The organism is Streptomyces sp. NPDC096310 (assembly GCF_044763125.1).
Lineage (GTDB): Bacteria > Actinomycetota > Actinomycetes > Streptomycetales > Streptomycetaceae > Streptomyces.
The window spans coordinates 114,558-132,466 of sequence record NZ_JBIWFO010000008.1 but is presented as its reverse complement, the minus strand read 5'-3'; the positions used below and the strand labels follow the sequence as shown (position 1 = coordinate 132,466).

The window sequence follows — 17,909 nt, the reverse complement described above, 5'->3', positions numbered from 1 at the left end:
CCGGTGACGACACGTGGAGTTCTGTACATTCACTCCGCACCGCGCGCGATGTGTCCCCATGTCGAATGGGCGGTGGCCGGGGTGCTGGGTCTGCGGGTCCAGCTCGACTGGATCAGGCAGCCGGCCTCGCCCGGCACCTGGAGAGCCGAGGTCTCCTGGAAGGGCCGGGCGGGCACCGCGTCCAAGATCGCCTCCGCACTGCGCGGCTGGCAGATGCTCCGCTTCGAGGTGACCGCGGAACCCTGCCCCACGGCCGAGGGCGAACGCTACAGCGCCACCCCCGACCTGGGCATCTTCCACGCGGTCACCGGAATGAACGGCGACATCCTGGTCCCCGAGGACCGGCTGCGGGCCGCCCTCGCCCGCGCGCAGGAGGGCGAGACCGTACTGGCGGCGGAGGTCGCCAAGCTGCTCGGCAAGCCGTGGGACGACGAACTGGAGCCGTTCCGGTACGCGGGCGAGGGCGCCCCGGTGCGCTGGCTGCACCAGGTGGTCTGAGCGGCCGCCGCGCCCGGACGGGTCCGTACGGGCGCCCGGCCGCTGACGGTGCTGAGGGGGCTGACGGTCCGTACGGAGCCCCGGCCCGTGCGGCGGACCGCCCCCGGCCCTACGGTGGCCGTATGGCTGACACACTCGCAGTAGCCGTCCTCGGCACCGGAATCATGGGCGCCGCGATGGCCCGTAACCTCTGCCGCGCCGGACTCGACGTACGCGTCTGGAACCGCACCCCCGCCAAGGCCGAGCCACTCGCCGCCGACGGCGCCCGCCTCGCCGCGACCCCCGCCGAGGCCGTCGTCGGCGCGGATGTCGTCCTCACGATGCTGTACGACGGGCCGGCCGCGCTGGCGGCGATGGAGGCCGCGGCCCCGGGCCTGCGCCCCGGCGCCGTCTGGCTCCAGTCGACGACGGCGGGCGTCGAGGCCGTCACCCCGCTGGCGGAACTGGCGGCGGAGCGGGGGCTGCTCTTCGTCGACGCCCCGGTCCTCGGCACCCGCGCCCCGGCGGAGAACGGTGAACTGCTGATCCTGGCCGCCGGACCGCGGGAGGCCCGGGCGCCGCTCGCCCCGGTCCTGGACGCGGTGGGCAGCCGTACGGTCTGGCTGGGCGAGGACGGCACCACGGCCGCGGCCACCCGTCTCAAACTCGTCTGCAACAGTTGGGTCCTGGCCCTCACCCACGGCACGGCCGAGGCGCTCTCCCTGGCCAAGGGGCTCGGTGTGGACCCGAACCACTTCCTGGAGGCCGTCGCGGGCGGCTCGCTGGACTGCGGTTATCTCCGTGCCAAGTCCCAGGCGATCCTGAACGACGACTACACCCCGAGCTTCTCGGTGACCACGGCGGCCAAGGACTCCCGTCTGATCGTCGCGGCGGGCGCGGCCGAAGGCGTACGCCTGGACCTCGCGGCGGCCGGCGCGGAACGCTTCCGCCGGGCGGAGGCGCAGGGGCACGGGGGGGACGACATGGCGGCGACGTACTTCGCGAGCTTCGGCGGCGCGTGACAGGGACGAGGACGACGGGGACAACGGCGAAGGGGGGCCCGTCCGGACCCCCCTTTTTCACGCACTGCTCAGACCGTGCGCAGCGCCAGCACCACATTGTGGCCACCGAAGCCGAACGAGTTGTTGATCGCGGCGATCGTGCCCGACGGCAGTGTGCGGGGCTCGCCGCGCACCACGTCCGCGTCGACCTCCTCGTCGATGTCGTCGAGGTTGATCGTCGGCGGGGCCGTGCGGTGGTACAGGGCCAGGGCCGTGGCCACCGTCTCGATACCGCCCGCTCCGCCCAGCAGATGGCCGGTCATCGACTTCGTGGCGGAGATCGCGACATGGTCCAGATCGTCGCCCAGGACCTGGCGCAGCGCCTTGACCTCGGCGACGTCGCCCTGCGGCGTGGACGTGGCGTGCGCGTTCAGGTGCATGATCTCGGACGGCTTGAGGTCCGAGGAGTCCAGCAGGTTGTGCATGGCCTTCGCGATGCCCCGGCCGGTCGGCTCGGGCTGCGCGATGTGGTGGGCGTCCGAGGAGAGGCCCTGGCCCAGCACCTCGCAGTAGACGCGCGCGCCGCGCTTGGCCGCGTGCTCGGCCGACTCCAGGACGACGACGCCGGCGCCCTCGCCGAGGACGAAGCCGTCGCGGCCCTTGTCGTAGGGGCGCGAGGCCCTGGTGGGCTCGTCGTTGTTCTTGGACATCGCCATCATGTTGGCGAACGCCGCGATGGGCAGCGGGTGGATGGCCGCTTCCGTACCGCCCGCCACGACCACGTCGGCGCGGCCCGTACGGATCATCTCGACCGCGTAGCCGACGGCCTCGGCGCCCGAGGCGCACGCGGAGACCGGGGTGTGCACGCCCGCGCGGGCGCCCACCTCCAGGCTCACGTTGGCGGAGGGGCTGTTGGGCATCAGCATCGGCACGGTGTGCGGGGAGACCCGGCGTACGCCGCGCTCCTTCAGCACGTCGTACTGGTCGAGCAGCGTCGTGACACCGCCGATGCCGGAGGCGATCACGGTGCCGAGCCGGTCGGCGTCGACAGCGGGGTCGTCGCCGGCCTTGGCGGTGTAACCGGCGTCCGCCCACGCCTCCCTGGCCGCGATCAGCGCGAACTGCGCCGAGCGGTCGAGCTTGCGGGCGAGCGGCCGGGGCAGTACGTCGTACGGGTCGACGGCAGCGGTGGCGGCGATCCGGACCGGCAGGTCGGCGAAGAGCTCGCCTTCCAGGGGCCGGACTCCGGAGCGGCCGGCGAGCAGACCCTCCCAGGTCGAAGCGCTGTCGCCACCCAGTGGTGTGGTTGCGCCGATACCGGTGACGACCACGGTGCGATTGGTCTGGCTCACTGGAATTCTTCTCCACGTGTAGAGGGTGCTGAATTTGTTACGGCGCCACCACCGGGTGGCGTCTGCCGCGATGAACGGGTCGAACGTCAGGCGTCAGACGTGCCCGGAGGGACCTCTCCGGACGGATCCGGAGTCGTGCCTCGGAGCTGTCAGGCCTGGTGCTTGGCGATGTAGTCGGCGGCGTCGCCGACCGTCTTCAGGTTCTTGACGTCGTCGTCCGGGATCTTCACGTCGAAGCGCTCTTCGGCGGCGACGACGACCTCGACCATGGACAGCGAGTCGACGTCCAGGTCGTCGGTGAAGGACTTGTCGAGCTTGACGTCCTCCTCCGGGATCCCGGCGATCTCGTTCACGATCTCGGCGAGACCCTTGACGATCTCTTCCTGGGTGAAGGCCATGGTGGGCGATCTCCTTTTAGATATTGAGCAGATATGGAGCAGAGGGTTTGCGGAAGGCGTCCCGGAAGGATCCGGTGTGCCTAGGGGAGGGTAACGACCGTCGCCGCGTACACGAGACCCGCCCCGAAGCCGATGACGAGCGCGGTGTCACCGCTCTTCGCCTGCCCGGTCGCCAGAATCCGCTCCATAGCGAGCGGGATCGAGGCGGCCGAGGTGTTGCCGGTGGTCTCGACGTCACGGGCGACCGTGACGCTGTCCGGCAGCTTCAGAGTCTTCACCATCGAGTCGATGATCCGCATGTTGGCCTGATGCGGAATGAAGACATCCAATTCTTGCGGGGTGATGCCCGCGGCGTCCAGCGCCTGCTGGGCGACCTTCGCCATCTCGAAGACGGCCCAGCGGAAGACCGCCTGGCCCTCCTGCGTGATGGCCGGGAACTTCTCCTGGGAACCGGCGTGGAAATCGTCCCACGGCACGGTCTGCCTGATGGTGTCGGACTTGTCGCCCTCGGAGCCCCACACCGTCGGGCCGATCTGCGGCTCCTGCGCGGGGCCGACGACGACGGCGCCGGCCCCGTCACCGAAGAGGAAGGCCGTCGCGCGGTCCTCCAGGTCGGTCAGGTCCGAGAGCCGCTCCACGCCGATCACCAGGACATGTTCGGCGGAGCCCTCGACGATCATGCCCTTGGCCAGGGTCAGTCCGTAGACGAAGCCCGCGCACGCCGCCGAGATGTCGAACGCGGCGGGCCGGCCCGCGCCGATCCGGTCCGCGATCTCGGTCGCGATGGCCGGGGTCTGCTTGAAGTGCGAGACGGTGGAGACGATCACGGCGCCGATCTGCTCGGGTGTGATCCCCGCGTCGGCGATGGCCTTGCCCGCCGCCTCGACGGACATCGCCGCGACGGTCTCCTCGGGGGAGGCCCAGTGACGGGTCGCGATACCGGAGCGGGAGCGGATCCACTCGTCGGACGAGTCGATCGTTTCGAGGATCACCTCGTTCGGCACGACCCGGACCGGGCGGTATCCGCCCACGCCCATGATGCGTGCGTACGGGGCGCCCTTGCTGGGCTTGATCTTCGACATGCTCTCTGGCTCCTTATTCAGCCGTGGAGGAGTGCGAGGACTGGTGCGAGGCGTGCAAGGACGGTGCGGTGGAGTTCTCGGCGATCAGCGACCGGGCCGCTTCGAGGTCGTCGGGGGTCTTCAGCGCGAGGGTCCGCACCCCGGGCAGGGCGCGCTTCGCGATCCCGGTCAGGGTGCCACCGGGGCACAGCTCGATCAGGGCGGTCACGCCCCGCTCCTGGAACGTCTCCATGCAGAGGTCCCAGCGCACCGGGTTGGCGAGCTGGCCGATCAGCCGCTTCACCACCTCGGCGCCGGTGGCGACGGCGCCGCCGTCGCTGTTCGAGACGTACGGAACGACCGGGTCGGCGGTCTCGACGGAGGCGGCGGCGGCCGCCAGCTTCTCGACGGCGGGCGCCATGTGGTGCGTGTGGAACGCCCCGGCGACCTTCAGCGGCACCACGCGCCGTACGCCCTCGGGCTTGTTCTCGGCCAGCGCGGCGAGCTGCGCGAGCGTGCCGGCGGCCACGATCTGACCGGCGCCGTTCACGTTCGCCGGGGTCAGACCGAGCGTGTCGAGATGGGCGAGCGTGGTCTCCGCGTCCCCGCCGAGCAGCGCGGACATCCCCGTCCCGGTGATCGCGGCGGCCTCGGCCATCGCCTGTCCACGGGCCCGTACGAGGCCCATGGCCGCGTCGTCCGTGAAGACCCCGGCGAGCGCCGTGGCGGCCAGCTCACCGACGCTGTGCCCGGCGACCGCGCCGACGTGCGGCACGAGGTCACCGGTGGTGGGGAAGAGCTGCCGCGCGGCGAGCAGGGAGGCCGCCACGAGCAGCGGCTGGGCGACGGCGGTGTCGCGGATCTCGTCCGCGTCGGCCTTCGTGCCGTAGTGGACCAGATCCAGGTCGATGGCGGCCGACCAGGCCCGCAGCCGGTCTTCGGCGCCGGGGAGATCGAGCCAGGGGGTCAGGAAGCCGGGCGTCTGAGCGCCTTGGCCGGGAGCGACGAGTACGAGCACACTCACACTCTCTCTTGTGTACGGTCCTCACCGCCCGTGGGGACAGGAACGAAGAACCGTGAGGGGAATTGTTGGAGTACGACAAAAGTCTAGGACTGGGGATCTCCGTCGGCCAGGCGCCCCAGGATCAGCGCAATCCGCAGCGTAAACGCCGACCTGACATCGGAGGGTGACCATCCGGTGACGTCAGTCACACGTCGCAGCCGGTAGCGCACGGTGTTCGGGTGGACGAAGAGCATCCGCGCCGCGCCCTCCAGACTGCTCGCCTGTTCGAGATAGACACTCAGAGTCTCCAGCAGCGCCGACCCGGCCTCTTCGAGCGGTCTGTAGATCTCCTCCACCAACTGCTCACGCGCCGCCGGATCGGAGGCGATCGCGCGCTCCGGCAGCAGATCGTCCGCCAGTACCGGGCGCGGGGCGTCCTGCCAGGCGAAGCACGCCTTGAGTCCCGCCGCGGCGGCCTGCGCGGACTTCGTGGCGGCCAGCAGATCGGGCACCACGGGACCCGCGACGACCGCACCCGCCGCGTACGGGCCGATCAGCGCCTTCGCGACCTTCAGCGGATCGTCGCTGCCGCCCGCGATCACCACGAGCCGGTCGCCCAGCACCCCGGTCAGCACCTGGAGCTTGGCGTGGCGCGCCGCCCGCCGGATCGCCTCCACGGTCAGCTCGCTGTCCCCGTCGGGGGCCGTGCCGAGCAGTACACAGACATGGTCGGGGGAGCTCCAGCCCAGCGCCGCGGCCCGGGACACCGCGCCCTCGTCGGCCTCACCGGAGAGCACCGCGTTGACCACCAGCGACTCCAGCCGCGCGTCCCACGCGCCCCGCGCCTCGGCGGCCTGCGCGTACACCTGTGCGGTGGCGAAGGCGATCTCCCGCGCGTAGACGAGCAGCGCCTCGCGCAGCGCGGACTCGTCGCCGGGGGCGGCCACCTCCCCGATCGCCGTCTCCATGACCTCGATCGTGGTCCGCACCATCTCGACGGTCTGGCGCAGGGTGATCGCCCGCGTCAGCTCGCGCGGCGCCGTACCGAAGACGTCCGTGGAGATCGCCTGCGGGGTCTCCGGGTGCCGGAACCACTCGGTGAACGCGGCGATGCCCGCCTGCGCCACCAGCCCGATCCACGAACGGTTCTCCGGCGGCATCGCGCGGTACCACGGCAGCGTCTCGTCCATGCGGGCGATGGCGTTCGCGGCGAGCCGCCCTGAGGACTGCTCCAGCCGCCGCAGCGTCGCGGGGTGCGGATGGGGTTCGTTCGAGGGTTCAGGCACGGGACAAGACTGCCTTATCGGGTCGGGTGCCCGTGGGGCCGGGGCCATGGGGCGGGGCTACGGTGGAAACGTGATTCTCGTACGGTACGCAGCGGAGCGTTACGCGGGCGGCGACGCCGCCGCGGGCATCGAGTCGCTGCACGCCTTCTCCTTCGGACACTTCTACGATCCGGACAACCTCCGCTTCGGCGCGCTGCTCGCCTGCAACGAGGAACGGCTCGCGCCCGGCGCCGGGTTCGGCGAACACCCCCACCGGCACACCGAGATCGTCACCTGGGTCGTCGAGGGCGAGCTGACCCACCGCGACGCGGCCGGGCAATCCACGGTCGTCCGCCCCGGCGACGTCCAGCGGCTCAGCTCCGCGGGCGGCGTGCGCCACGCGGAACGCAACGAGGGGACGGCCCCGCTGGTCTTCCTCCAGATGTGGCTGGCCCCGCTGGAGCCGGGCGGCGAGCCCGCGTACGAGGTCGTACGGGGCATCGCCGACGCCACTCCGTACGCCCTGCCCCGGGCGGGCGCGCTGCTGCACGTACGCCGGCTGCGGTCCGGCGAGCGCTCCGCCGTGCCGGACGCGCCGTCGGTGTACGCGCACGTGGTGCGGGGCGCGGTACGGCTCGACGGGCCCGACCGGACCGCGGGCGCCGGGGGCACCGCGGAGCTCGGCCCCGGCGACTCGGCGCGGATCACCGGCGCGCGGGGGCTCGAACTGGTCGCCGGGTCCGGGGCCGGCGACACGGCGGCCGAGGTGCTGCTCTGGGAGATGCCGGCCTGACCCGGCCCCGTCCGGGGCCGTCCTGGACCGGAGGGACGCTATCCGGCCAGCTCCGCCAGCACCGCGTCCGTGAACGGCGGCCACGCCTCGATCGCCCACGGCCCGAAGTCCCGGTCCGTCAGGGCCACACAGGCGGCGCCCGCGTCCGGGTCGACCCACAGGAACGTACCGGACTGCCCGAAGTGGCCGAAGGTGCGCGGCGACGACGAACTGCCCGTCCAGTGCGGGGACTTGCCGTCCCGGATCTCGAAGCCCAGTCCCCAGTCGTTGTTCTTCTGGTTGCCGTACCCGGGCAGCACGCCGGAGAGCCCCGGGTGGACCACGCTCATCGCCTCCAGCACCGTACGCGGGTCGAGCAGCCGGGGCGCCTGCACCTCGGCGGCGAACCGCGCCAGGTCGTCGGCGGTCGACACACCGTCCTTGGCCGGTGAACCGCCCGGCGGCAGCGCCGTGTCGGCCATCCCGAGCGGTTCGAGCACGGCCTCGCGGAGATAGTCGGCGAAGGGGATGTCGGTGGCCTTGGCGACATGGTCGCCCAGCACCTCGAACCCCGCGTTCGAGTAGAGCCGCCGGGCGCCGGGCGCGCTCGCCGCCCGGTGCTCGTCGAAGGCCAGGCCGCCGGTGTGCGCGAGCAGATGGCGCACGGTGGCCCCCTCGGGCCCGGCGGGTTCGTCCAGCTCGACGGCGCCCTCCTCGTACGCCACGAGCACCGCGTACGCGGTGAGCGGCTTGGTCACCGAGGCGAGCGGGAAACGCCGCGCCGTGGGCCCGTACGCCCCGGCGACGCTCCCGTCGGCGCGCACGACGACGGCCGCGGCGTGCGGCACGGGCCAGTTCTCGATCATCGCCAGGCTCTGCATGCGCACGAGCCTACTGGGCGGGTACGACACCCCCGCGGGCCGCCCTGGGGCCGCCCTGGAGGCCGCCGTACCGTCGCGGCGCGACCGGCGGACGGCCGCCGTACGGTCCGGCCGGAGAGGACGTCCGCCCTGGCCATTCGGGCGTAAGGACTTGCTTGGAGTGCACTCGAAGGTTCTAGCGTTGACGGTATGACGCTGATCCAGACCAGTCCCGTACGGACAGCCCGCGTGGAGAGCTGCGCCGCCGCGCCGCCCGCGCATCCGCGCCCCAACGGCCAGGACCGCTACACGATCAGTGAGGTCGCCGCCTTCACCGGGCTCACCGCGCACACCCTGCGCTGGTACGAGCGGATCGGTCTGATGCCGCACATCGACCGGTCGCACACCGGGCAGCGGCGCTTCAGCAACCGGGACCTGGACTGGCTCATGTTCGTCACCAAGCTGCGGCTGACGGGGATGCCCGTCGCGGACATGGTCCGTTACGCCGAGCTTCTGCGGGTAGGCGACGAGACGTTCGGGGAGCGCCAGGAGCTGCTGGAACGGACACGCCGTGACGTACTCCGCCGGATCGCGGAGCTTCAGGACACCGTGTCCGTACTCGACCACAAGATCAGCTTTTACGCGGACGCCCGCACGGCGTCGGAGAGGTTCTGAACCCCGATGAGCGACAACAGGAGTCACAGCGTGGATCACGGCGCGAACGACGGCAGGATCCAGAAGGTACGCCTCGGCACCGGCGGCCCGGAGGTCGGCGCCCAGGGGCTCGGCTGCATGGGCATGAGCTTCGCGTACGGGCCCACCGACGCCGACGAGGCGCGGGCCACCCTGGAACGCGCCCTGGAGCTGGGCGTGACCCTCTACGACACGGCGGACATGTACGGGAACGGCGAGAACGAGAAGTTCCTCGCGCCGTTCGTCGGGGCGCACCGCGACGAGATCGTCCTCGCGACCAAGTTCTCCCTGGGCGTCGATCCCGACGACCCCACCAAGCGGATCATCCGCAACGACCGGGCCTATCTGCGCGGCTGTGTGGAGGCCAGCCTCCAGCGGCTCGGCGTGGAACAGATCGACCTGTATTACATGCACCGGCGCGATGTGAACGTCCCCATCGAGGAAACGGTCGGCGCCATGGCCGAACTGGTCGACGAGGGCAAGGTCACGTACCTCGGGCTGAGCGAGGTCACCGGCGCCGAGCTGCGCGCGGCCCACGCCGTGCACCCGATCACCGCCCTCCAGTCCGAGTGGTCGCTGTTCAGCCGCGACGTCGAGACGACCGCCGTCCCGGCCGCCGCCGAGCTGGGCGTGGCCCTCGTGCCGTACTCCCCGCTCGGCCGGGGCTTCCTCACCGGCTCGTTCGTCCACGCCGAGCGCGAGCTGGGCGCCGACGACTTCCGCCGCCAGCAGCCCCGCTTCACCGGGGACAACGCCGCCGCCAACGCCGCGCTGCTGGAGCCGGTCCGCAAGATCGCCGAGGGGCGCAACGCCACCCCGGGCCAGGTCGCCCTCGCCTGGGTGCAGCAGCGGGCGCCGCTGCACGGCCTGGCCGTCGTACCGATCCCGGGCACCCGCAGCCGCGCCAGGATCGAGGAGAACACCGCCGCGACGCGTCTCATCCTCACCGAGAGCGAGCTGAGCCTGCTGGAGCCGATCGCGGCGCGGGTGGCGGGCGGCCGGTACGCCGACATGAGCACCACCTCGACCGCCCGGGAGTGACCGCGCGGGAGTGACCGCCCGCCGCCATGGTTCGGCCACCCGCCGCCGTGGCTCACGCCAGCCCCAGCGCGAACACGGCGAAGCCCGCGGCGAGCAGCCCCGCCGCCGCGCGGCGGGCCCTCGCCGCCCGCGTCCCGCTCTCCCACGGCCCGTCGAAGCCGCGCGCGTAACCGCCGATGACCACCAGCAGCGTCGCGAAGAGCGGCAGCCAGGTCAGCCGGGCCAGGATCCATCCGAGGGTGTCCGGCGAGGTCGTCAGCCCGGACAGCTCCCCGGCGAAGGAGCCGGGCACGGCGACGGCGAGCATCGCCGTCTGGTGCCAGCACAGGATCGTCATCGCGGACAGGTTCACGACCACCACCGGCGCCCACAGCGCGGGCCGCGCCAGCAGCCGCCCCAGCCGGTCCCTGACCAGGATCGCCGCCCCGCTCTGCGCGGCCGCCAGGGCGAGCACCAGCAGCGACGGCGGATGCGAGTTCGTACGGACCTCACCCGGGACCCCGACCATCGATGCCGGGTAGTCGAAGACCACCAGCAGCGCGGCGAAGAGCAGGGCGCCCCCGACGAGCAGGAGACGCGCCCCGCGCCTCCCGATCCGCCCCTCGCCCCAGGAGACACCGAGCTGGTACGCGAAGAGCCACCCCGGCAGGATGTTCAGCACGCTCAGCCAGGACGGTACGGCCTGCGCGTACGGCCCGTACCGCAGCAGGTCGACGGCGGCGACGGAGACCAGCAGCGGGGCGGCGGCCCAGCCGCCGAGCCGGCGCGCGGCGGCGACGCAGTACGGGGTCAGCGCGGTCACGATCACGTAGATCCCCACGAACCACAGCGGCTGCACCACCAGCGTCGACCCGGTCCGCAGCGTCGTGGCGGGCACCCCGAGCCCGTACAGCACCGGCAGCAGCAACGCCCACACGGCCGTCACCCCGAGGACCGGCCTGCCCAGGCGCACCACGCGCCCGCGCAGCCAGGCGGCCGTCGTGGAGCGCCTCCTGCGGTACGAGAGCACGGAGGCGTACCCGCCGACCAGGAAGAAGATGCCGAGCATCTGGAGCACCCAGCTCACCGGGGCGAGGCCGCCGAAGGTGGTGAGGGGGCTCGCGTTGTGGAGCGCGCCGCCGGCGTCCAGTGTGAAGCCGCCGAGCAGCCAGTGCCCGGTGGGTACGGCGAGCAGCGCGAGGGCGCGGAGCCCGTCGATCGCGCGGTCGCGGGAGGCGGGGGTGCGCGCCTCGATCTTCGCCACGGTCTCGGCGATCACCGGCTTACTCCCGCCGTACGGGCCCCCGCGCTCCCACCGAGCGCGATGGCGGCGAAGGCGCGGAGCGAGTCCGTGCCGGGGACGAAGTAGCCGGTGTGGCCGTGGGCCGTGGTGGCGGGCACCCGGCGAGCGCCGAACTCGGGGGCGGCCGGGTCGGGGCCGTGGCCGAGCCCGGCGAACTCGACGTTCGGGACCTTGGAGATCCAGTCGGACGCGTCCTTCGCCGCCCAGACGCGTGCGTCCGTACGGAGGCCGGCGACCCGGCCGGCGCGCATCCCCGGCGAGCCGCACACCACGATGTCGGTGGCGTTCACCTCGGAGGCGGCGAGACCGCAGACCACCGAGCCGTAGCTGTGGCAGAACAGCGCGGGCTTCGCCGCCCCGGCCGCCACAAGACCCTGGGTGAACCGCGCCAGCCGCCCGGCCCCCGCCTCGGCGAGGTCCCCGGTGGCCGCGTCGAGGCCGACCCCCACGGGGGTGGTGTAGCCCGTCCACGCGACGGCGGCGGTACGGTCGCCGGTCGCGGTCCGCAGGGACGTGGCCATCCCGGCGGGCGTGCCGTACGGATCCTTCGCGCGGTCGAAGGTCGCCGCGTCGATGTCCGAGCCCGGCACGACGACGGAGACATGGGCAGCGGCCGTCAGATCGCCGTACACCTCGGCGACCTGGCCCCGGCCGCGCGGATCGAAGGCGAGGATCTGCCGGCCGGGCGCCACGAGGCGTTCGTACCGGGGGTCGTGGGCGGCCCGGATCGCGAGCGCGTTGGCCTCGTAGCGCAGCGCCACCGGCGCCCCGTCGAGATTGCCGACGACCGAGGGGTGCCGGTGCGCCAGCTCCCGCTGCCTGCCGGGCGTCAGCGTCCCGAAGAACGAGGCGATCGCGCGCGGGCCCGCCGTGGCCGGGTCGGGCAGTGGCCGGCCCAGTGCACCGTCCGTCCGCCAGGCCGCGCTTCCCGGCGGCGCCCCGGTCACGGCCTGCTGCGCACCGCCGGAGGCCCAGCCCGCCGTGCCCCCGGCCACGGTCGTCGCCAGCGCGGCGGCGACCAGAGTCCTCTTGTAGCGGCGCATGTACGTCTCCCTCTTCCCGCCCTCGCCCGTCGAGGTGGCGAGAGGGAAGGTAGGAAGAAGGTGTCCGGGCGGACGTCACACCGGGGAGCCAACTGCCGGGTCATACCCGGGTAGTGGGGGTACTGGGGGCCGGCCCCGTACGGGTCGGTCCTGTGGAGGGCGTCCGGACAGGGGCGGCGACGCGGCGGGGCGCGGCTCAGGTGGGCGCGGCGGGGCGGGGCTCAGGCGGGCGCGGCGGGGCGGGGCTCAGGCGGGCGCGTCGCCCGGGGTGACCAGGCCCGACTCGTACGCGAAGATCACGGCCTGCGCGCGGTCCCGCAGCCCGAGCTTGGAGAGCACCCGGCCGATATGGGTCTTGACGGTCTGCTCGGCGACCACCAGCCGTCCGGCGATCTCCAGGTTGGAGAGCCCGCGTGCGATCAGCTCCAGCACCTCGGTCTCCCGGGGCGTCAGCCCGCGCAGCCGCTGCGAGCGGTCGGTACGCGGGGCGGGCCGCCGCTGGGCGAAGTCCGCGATCAGCCGGCGGGTCACGGAGGGCGCGAGCAGCGCCTCGCCGACCGCGACGATCCGTACGGCCGCGATCAGATCGGCCGGGGGCGCGTCCTTGAGGAGAAAGCCGGACGCGCCGGCGCGCAGCGCCTCGTACACGTAGTCGTCCACGTCGAAGGTGGTCAGCATCAGCACCTTCGGGAGGTGGACGACCCCGGCCGGCGGGTGCAACAGCTCGCGGGCGGCGGCCAGTCCGTCCATCTCCGGCATCCGGACGTCCATCAGCACCACGTCCGGGTGGACGGTACGGCTGACCTCCACGCCCCTGCGTCCGTCCGGCGCCTCGCCCACCACGTCGATGTCGGACTGCGCGGACAGCAGCGCGGCGAACCCCGCGCGCACCATGGCCTGGTCGTCGACGATGATCACGCGGATGGTCACGGGGTGTCCTCGGGGGCCGGGCCCCTCGGAGCGTCGGTGGGATCGCCCGTCAGGCCGTCGGTCAGGGGGAGCCGGGCCGCGACCCTGAAGCCGCCGTCCGGCAGCGGCCCGGTGTCCAGGGTGCCGCCGGTCAACCGTACGCGTTCGCGCATCCCGATCAGACCGTGGCCCGTCCCGGTGGTCTCCAGCGGCGAAGTCCGGGCGGTGCCGGGGCCGTTGACGATCAGCACGGTCAGCCGGTCGGCGTGGGCCACCACCGAAACCCGCGTCCGGGCGCCGGGCGCGTGGCGCACCACGTTGGCCAGCGCCTCCTGCACGATGCGGTACGCGGAGAGGTCCACGGCAGGCGGTACGGGGCCGAGCCGGGCCGGCATCGACAGCTCGGCGGGGACCCCCGCCCGTACGGTCGCCTCCACGAGCTGCTGCACCCGGTCGAGCCCCGGCTGCGGTGCCCGCTCGCCCTCCGTACCGTCGCTGCGGAGCACCGAGAGCAGCCGCCGCATCTCGGTCAGGGACTCCCGGGCGCCGGCGGCGATCGTGGAGAACTCCTCCCGCGCGGCGTCCGGCAGCCCCTCGATCCGGTACGGCGCCGAGTCGGCCTGGACGGTGATCACCGACATGTGGTGGGCCACCACGTCGTGCAGCTCGCGGGCGATCCGGGTGCGCTCCTCCAGCAGGGTCCGGCGGGCCCGTTCCGCCTCGCTGATCGTCTCCTGCTCGACCAGTCTGCGCTGGGCGTCGCCGCGTTCGCGCAGGGCGGCGCTGAGCACCAGGAGGAGCCCGCTGAGGACGAACAGCAGCAGATGGGTGCCGTCGCCCTCGACCTGCGAGATCACCTCGAAGAAGAGCCCGGCGAGACCGGTGGCCAGCCAGACGGCGAGAAGGGTACGGCGCGGTTCGCGCAGCCCCAGGCAGATCATCAGCACCAGGTAGCCCACGATCACCATGGGCGGCCAGGGCCAGGGCCGCCCGTCGGCCCCGTTCGCGCTCTGGAGCAGGATCCCGCCCACGACATCGGCGGCGAAGATGATCCACCACGCCTGGAGCGGCCGGGTCACGGCGAGCAGCAGCGGCGCGCTCTGCGCGGTGGCCAGCGCCCCCGACCAGCCGCCGCCGAGCCGGTAGTCCTGGGTGAACACGGCGGCGGTGACGGGCAGCAGGGTGACGGCGAAGCCGAGGACGACCGCGTACGGGAAGAGCCGCTGCCACCGCCTGGGCGCGTGCGAGAGGAGCGGTTCGGTGGACTCCGAGGGGGTGCCCAGCGAGGTGGCGAGGGACCGCAGGGTCCGGCGCGCGGCGGCGGAGCGCGGGGGCGTGGTCGGCCGCGGGGGCGTGGTCGGCCGCGGCGGGGTCGACGGCGGGGGAGCGGTACTCATGGCCTGGTCAGCCTAGGCAGCCGTCGCCCGGACGGCGTCATACCGGGGAGCCGGTCCACGTCTCATACCCAGGTATGACACACCCCCCACGCCGCCCGCCCCCGTACCGCCGTACCCCCGCACTCCCCACCCTTCTTCCCTCTTCGTTCACAGCTCCGCCAGCAGCTCCGTCTTCTTGGCGGTGAACTCCTCGTCCGTCACCAGACCCGCCTGGTGCAGCTCCCCGAGATGCCGGATCCGGTCCGCCACGTCCGCCGGGTCGCGCCGGCCCGTCGGGGCCGTCGCGAGGACCGGCGCGGCCACCCGCTTCGCCGCCGCGCCGCGGACCGCCTCCAGAACGGCCGCCGCGAACGGCAGCGACTCGTGGACCGGGCCGTAGCCGAGCCCGAAGACGACGGCGGCCGGGTCGTGGTCGGCCTCGCCCGCCCCGGAGCCCGCGCCATGGCCGTCGCGCGGCAGCAGCCGCAGATATCCGTCGAAGAGTTCGGGGGAGCGCCACTCGACCCCCTCCAGCTCCGTGACCGGCAGGCGCTGGTCGCCCGCCTTCCACTTCGTGGAGGACGCGCCCGTCCAGAACCAGCGGAACGAGACGGTCTCGCCGTCGAAGGACGCCTTGCCGTCGTACGCCTTGAAGTGGAGCGGCGCCCCGGGTGCCGCGACCAGATAGCGCTCCGCGGGCTCGTCGGGCGCGGCGTTCCCGTCCGCGCCGAGGCCCCAGCGCCGCTGCCGCGCGGCGGTGAGGGCGGCGCGCAGCTCGTCGGCGTAGTACTCGGCGAGGGTCTCGGACTCGGCGGGCAGCACCAGCCGGTACGGATCGCCGCTCTCCTTGAGCTGTCCGGCCGCGGCCTCCGTCAGCGGGTCGGCGCCCGGTCTCGGCACGGCGCGCAGGACGACCGTGCCCCGCTTGCCCGGAGCGAGCGTCACCGACGACAACGCCTCGTGAGGGACACGGCGTTCACCCAGGGCCGAGAGGAGCTTCGGCGTCCGTATTCCGCGTTCGAAGCGGATGAGCACGCTGTCGCTGTCGAACTCCCAGGTGGCATGGATCCCCGCAAGCACATCACCCATGTGCCTCATCGTAGGCGGCGCGCGCGCTCGCGTCGCCTGCCCAAGAAGGGGAATCTACGCGCGTCGGGGCGCGTGGGACGCGGCGCGCCCCCGGGGAGCGGGTGGCCTACGGCCACTGCTCATCCGGCCATCGTCTCGCCGTCGTAGACGATGCCGCTCCGGCAGGAACCGGCGGCGTCCGCGCACGTCACCGCGCGGTACGAACCGACGCCGATGTCCGCGAAGTTGTCCAGGCTCTCGGTGCCCGGCTCGAAGTAACCGGCATGCCCGGCCGCGCCCCCCGCCGAGAGCACTCGGGCGCCGAACGCCCGGGTCACCGGGTCGGCGCCGTGGCCGAGCCCGCCGACGGCGAGGTACGGCACGTCCTGGATCCAGTCGTCCCGGTCCCGCATCGCCCACACATGGGCGCGGGTCCTGAGCTGCGCAGCGTTCTCGACACGCATCCCGGGGCTGCCCGCGACGGCGACGTCCGTGACCCGCGCGGGCAGTGAGCGCGCGGCGACCCCGCACACCACGGAGCCGTAGCTGTGGCAGAAGAGCGAGATGTCGGAGCGGCCTGGCAGGGCGGCGGCGAGCGCGGTGAGCCGTACGGCGCCGTCCTCGGCGAGCTTGCCGATGGCCGCGTCCACGCCGAGGCCGGCGGGCGAGGTGTAGTCGGCCCAGGCGATGACGGCGGTACGGGTGCCGGGGTCGGCCTTGCGCTCGGCGGAGTAGAGCGATTCGGCCATGCCCGCGGTCGCCGAGTACCAGCGGTCCGCACGCTCGAACGTCAGCACGTTCGTGTCGACCCCGGGCACGATGAGGGAGACACGCTGGGCGCGGTCGAGATTGCCCAGGACCTCGGCCACCCGGCCCTGGCCCGACGGGTCGAACGCGAGGATCTGCCGGTCACCGCTGAGCAGTGACTCGTACCTGTTCATCCGACGGCCCGCGAGGTGCCGGCCGTCGCTCGACAGCCTGCTGTCCCGCATCCGTTCCTCCTCGGTCGCGCGGGACTGGGCCAGTGCGATCCGGTTGGCGCGGTAGCGGAGGGTGACCGGGGCGCCGTTGAGATTGCCGACCGCGAGCGGGTATCTGGCCGCGAGCCGTGACTGCTGCCCGCTGTCGAGGGACGCGAAGAAGGCGGCCAGTGTCCTGGCCGGCCCGGTCGGATCGGGCAGGTGACGGGCGCCTATCCGGCCCCGCTCCCAGGCGCTGAAGGCGGCTGTCAAGGGCTCGCCGGGGCCGCGCTGGTGCTGTACGGCGGTCCATCCGGTCGTCGCCAGCATCACGAAGACGACGGCGAGGGCGAGCAGGGCGCGCCACACGCTCAGAGTGGGGGAGGAGTCGAAGGAAGTCACTGCTTCTCACCCTAGAGTGCGCGCGGGGGGCCTCGCGACGAGCGTGAGACAGATCACCGGACGCGCGGGATTGAACCGCCGGTAACCTCACCGAACGTACGGCGGGACGCACACTCCGGAGCGCGGGTCACCGCGGGGGCGCGTGACCGTACGGCCACCACGGTCGGCACGGCTCTTTCAGGATTTTCGCCCGAACGGCCCTTGCGGATCGCGCGAGGGCGTGAAAGGCGAGAGCCGGTCGCGGAACCTCGCCGACCGGTCGCCGGGTCCTGGCGCCAGGGGGCTAGTGCCAGTCGTCCATCAGGAGGCGTGGGGTGAGCTGGTCGAGATACGCCTCGGTCAGACGGCCCAGCCCCGCCACGGTGCAGTCCTCGCCCTGGCTCCAGAGCCGCCCGGTGGCCCGCATCACGCCGGTGAACGCGGCGACGGCCACCCGGGGCCGCGGGTCGGCGTCGACGTCCAGGCTCTCCCGGTCCGCGATGAGCCGGGCGACCCCGTCCTCCAGGTCCGAGGAGCGGCGCAGATGGGCGGCGAGCAGGGCCGGGGTCGACTCGATCATCCGGTACGACTCCATGTACAGCTCGACCGTCATGACGGACTCGACGGTGTCGTCCACGCTGCCCCAGACGGACGCGACCGCGTTGCGCATCGCCTCGAACGGGCCCTCCGCGGCGGGCCGGGCGCGCAGCGCCTCGACGAAGCGGGCCTCGATCAGGTCCACCATGGCGAAGGCCGCTTCCTCCTTGCTGGCGAAGTAGCGGAAGAACGTGCGCTGGGAGACCTCCACGGCATCGGCGATCTCGTCGACGGTGGTCCGCTCGTACCCCTGCGTGGTGAACAGTTCGAGCGCCACGCGGAGCAGGGACTCCCGGGTGCGTTGTTTCTTGCGGGCGCGCAGTCCGCCGTTCACCGCGGAGACCTCACTCTCACTTGCTCACCTGGGAGTA

The 17,909-nt window shown here is 72.9% G+C and carries 18 protein-coding genes; 5 read left to right on the top strand and 13 right to left on the bottom strand.

Going from position 1 to position 17,909, the window contains the following annotated elements; genetic code table 11:
- Positions 1-3: 3 nt before the first annotated feature.
- Together ACIQ7D_RS18345 and ACIQ7D_RS18340 are read left to right on the top strand one after the other, a co-directional pair.
- Positions 4-498: a DUF3145 domain-containing protein gene (locus ACIQ7D_RS18345; RefSeq protein ID WP_403938674.1), complete on the top strand. Its 495-nt coding sequence runs from the start codon at positions 4-6 to the stop codon at positions 496-498.
- Positions 499-620: 122 nt separating this feature from the next.
- Complete coding sequence (locus tag ACIQ7D_RS18340; RefSeq protein WP_403938672.1) at positions 621-1,499, top strand: NAD(P)-dependent oxidoreductase; 879 nt, start codon at positions 621-623, stop codon at positions 1,497-1,499.
- Positions 1,500-1,567: 68 nt separating this feature from the next.
- On the opposite strand, the gene fabF is transcribed toward ACIQ7D_RS18340, so the two are convergent.
- The 5 genes from fabF to ACIQ7D_RS18315 form a co-directional block, all read right to left on the bottom strand.
- Positions 1,568-2,830 (bottom strand): beta-ketoacyl-ACP synthase II, encoded by a 1,263-nt coding sequence (gene fabF / locus ACIQ7D_RS18335; protein ID WP_403938671.1) that lies wholly within the window; start codon positions 2,828-2,830, stop codon positions 1,568-1,570.
- Positions 2,831-2,979: 149 nt separating this feature from the next.
- Positions 2,980-3,228, bottom strand: a complete 249-nt coding sequence (locus tag ACIQ7D_RS18330) for an acyl carrier protein (RefSeq protein ID WP_384914594.1) — start codon at positions 3,226-3,228, stop codon at positions 2,980-2,982.
- A gap of 80 nt (positions 3,229-3,308) precedes the next feature.
- Positions 3,309-4,310 (bottom strand): ketoacyl-ACP synthase III, encoded by a 1,002-nt coding sequence (locus tag ACIQ7D_RS18325; protein ID WP_403938669.1) that lies wholly within the window; start codon positions 4,308-4,310, stop codon positions 3,309-3,311.
- A 13-nt stretch (positions 4,311-4,323) separates the two neighbouring features.
- A complete protein-coding gene (locus ACIQ7D_RS18320) occupies positions 4,324-5,307 on the bottom strand; it encodes an ACP S-malonyltransferase (RefSeq protein ID WP_403938857.1) in 984 nt (327 codons plus the stop codon).
- Between the two features lie 89 nt (positions 5,308-5,396).
- Entirely contained in the window at positions 5,397-6,626 is a 1,230-nt protein-coding gene (locus tag ACIQ7D_RS18315) for a PucR family transcriptional regulator (RefSeq protein WP_399295253.1), read from the bottom strand.
- 22 nt (positions 6,627-6,648) lie between these two features.
- Here ACIQ7D_RS18315 and ACIQ7D_RS18310 point away from each other — a divergent pair, with 22 nt between their 5' ends.
- Positions 6,649-7,350, top strand: a complete 702-nt coding sequence (locus tag ACIQ7D_RS18310) for a pirin family protein (protein WP_403938668.1) — start codon at positions 6,649-6,651, stop codon at positions 7,348-7,350.
- Between the two features lie 38 nt (positions 7,351-7,388).
- On the opposite strand, the gene ACIQ7D_RS18305 is transcribed toward ACIQ7D_RS18310, so the two are convergent.
- On the bottom strand, positions 7,389-8,210 hold the full coding sequence (locus ACIQ7D_RS18305; RefSeq protein ID WP_403938666.1) for a serine hydrolase domain-containing protein: 822 nt from the start codon (positions 8,208-8,210) through the stop codon (positions 7,389-7,391).
- Positions 8,211-8,399: 189 nt separating this feature from the next.
- Between ACIQ7D_RS18305 and ACIQ7D_RS18300 the strand changes: the two genes are divergently transcribed.
- On the top strand, positions 8,400-8,864 hold the full coding sequence (locus tag ACIQ7D_RS18300) for a MerR family transcriptional regulator (RefSeq protein ID WP_403938664.1): 465 nt from the start codon (positions 8,400-8,402) through the stop codon (positions 8,862-8,864).
- Between the two features lie 117 nt (positions 8,865-8,981).
- Complete coding sequence (locus ACIQ7D_RS18295) at positions 8,982-9,923, top strand: aldo/keto reductase (protein WP_403938855.1); 942 nt, start codon at positions 8,982-8,984, stop codon at positions 9,921-9,923.
- 52 nt (positions 9,924-9,975) lie between these two features.
- Here the strand turns inward: ACIQ7D_RS18295 and ACIQ7D_RS18290 are convergent, their stop codons facing one another.
- From ACIQ7D_RS18290 to ACIQ7D_RS18260, 7 genes are all read right to left on the bottom strand, one after another.
- The gene (locus tag ACIQ7D_RS18290; protein ID WP_403938661.1) at positions 9,976-11,181 is read right to left on the bottom strand and encodes an acyltransferase; all 1,206 of its coding nucleotides are present in this window, start codon (positions 11,179-11,181) and stop codon (positions 9,976-9,978) included.
- Complete coding sequence (locus tag ACIQ7D_RS18285; RefSeq protein ID WP_403938659.1) at positions 11,178-12,248, bottom strand: alpha/beta hydrolase; 1,071 nt, start codon at positions 12,246-12,248, stop codon at positions 11,178-11,180. Before ACIQ7D_RS18285 ends, ACIQ7D_RS18290 begins: the two co-directional genes overlap by 4 nt.
- 246 nt (positions 12,249-12,494) lie before the next feature.
- The gene (locus ACIQ7D_RS18280) at positions 12,495-13,178 is read right to left on the bottom strand and encodes a response regulator (protein WP_403938657.1); all 684 of its coding nucleotides are present in this window, start codon (positions 13,176-13,178) and stop codon (positions 12,495-12,497) included.
- Positions 13,175-14,554: a sensor histidine kinase gene (locus ACIQ7D_RS18275; protein ID WP_403938655.1), complete on the bottom strand. Its 1,380-nt coding sequence runs from the start codon at positions 14,552-14,554 to the stop codon at positions 13,175-13,177. Before ACIQ7D_RS18275 ends, ACIQ7D_RS18280 begins: the two co-directional genes overlap by 4 nt.
- A 147-nt stretch (positions 14,555-14,701) precedes the next feature.
- Positions 14,702-15,622, bottom strand: a complete 921-nt coding sequence (locus ACIQ7D_RS18270) for a DUF4429 domain-containing protein (RefSeq protein ID WP_403938653.1) — start codon at positions 15,620-15,622, stop codon at positions 14,702-14,704.
- 119 nt (positions 15,623-15,741) lie between these two features.
- The gene (locus ACIQ7D_RS18265; RefSeq protein ID WP_403938651.1) at positions 15,742-16,962 is read right to left on the bottom strand and encodes an alpha/beta hydrolase; all 1,221 of its coding nucleotides are present in this window, start codon (positions 16,960-16,962) and stop codon (positions 15,742-15,744) included.
- A 283-nt stretch (positions 16,963-17,245) separates the two neighbouring features.
- Positions 17,246-17,872, bottom strand: a complete 627-nt coding sequence (locus ACIQ7D_RS18260; protein WP_403938650.1) for a TetR/AcrR family transcriptional regulator — start codon at positions 17,870-17,872, stop codon at positions 17,246-17,248.
- Positions 17,873-17,909 lie beyond the last annotated feature (37 nt).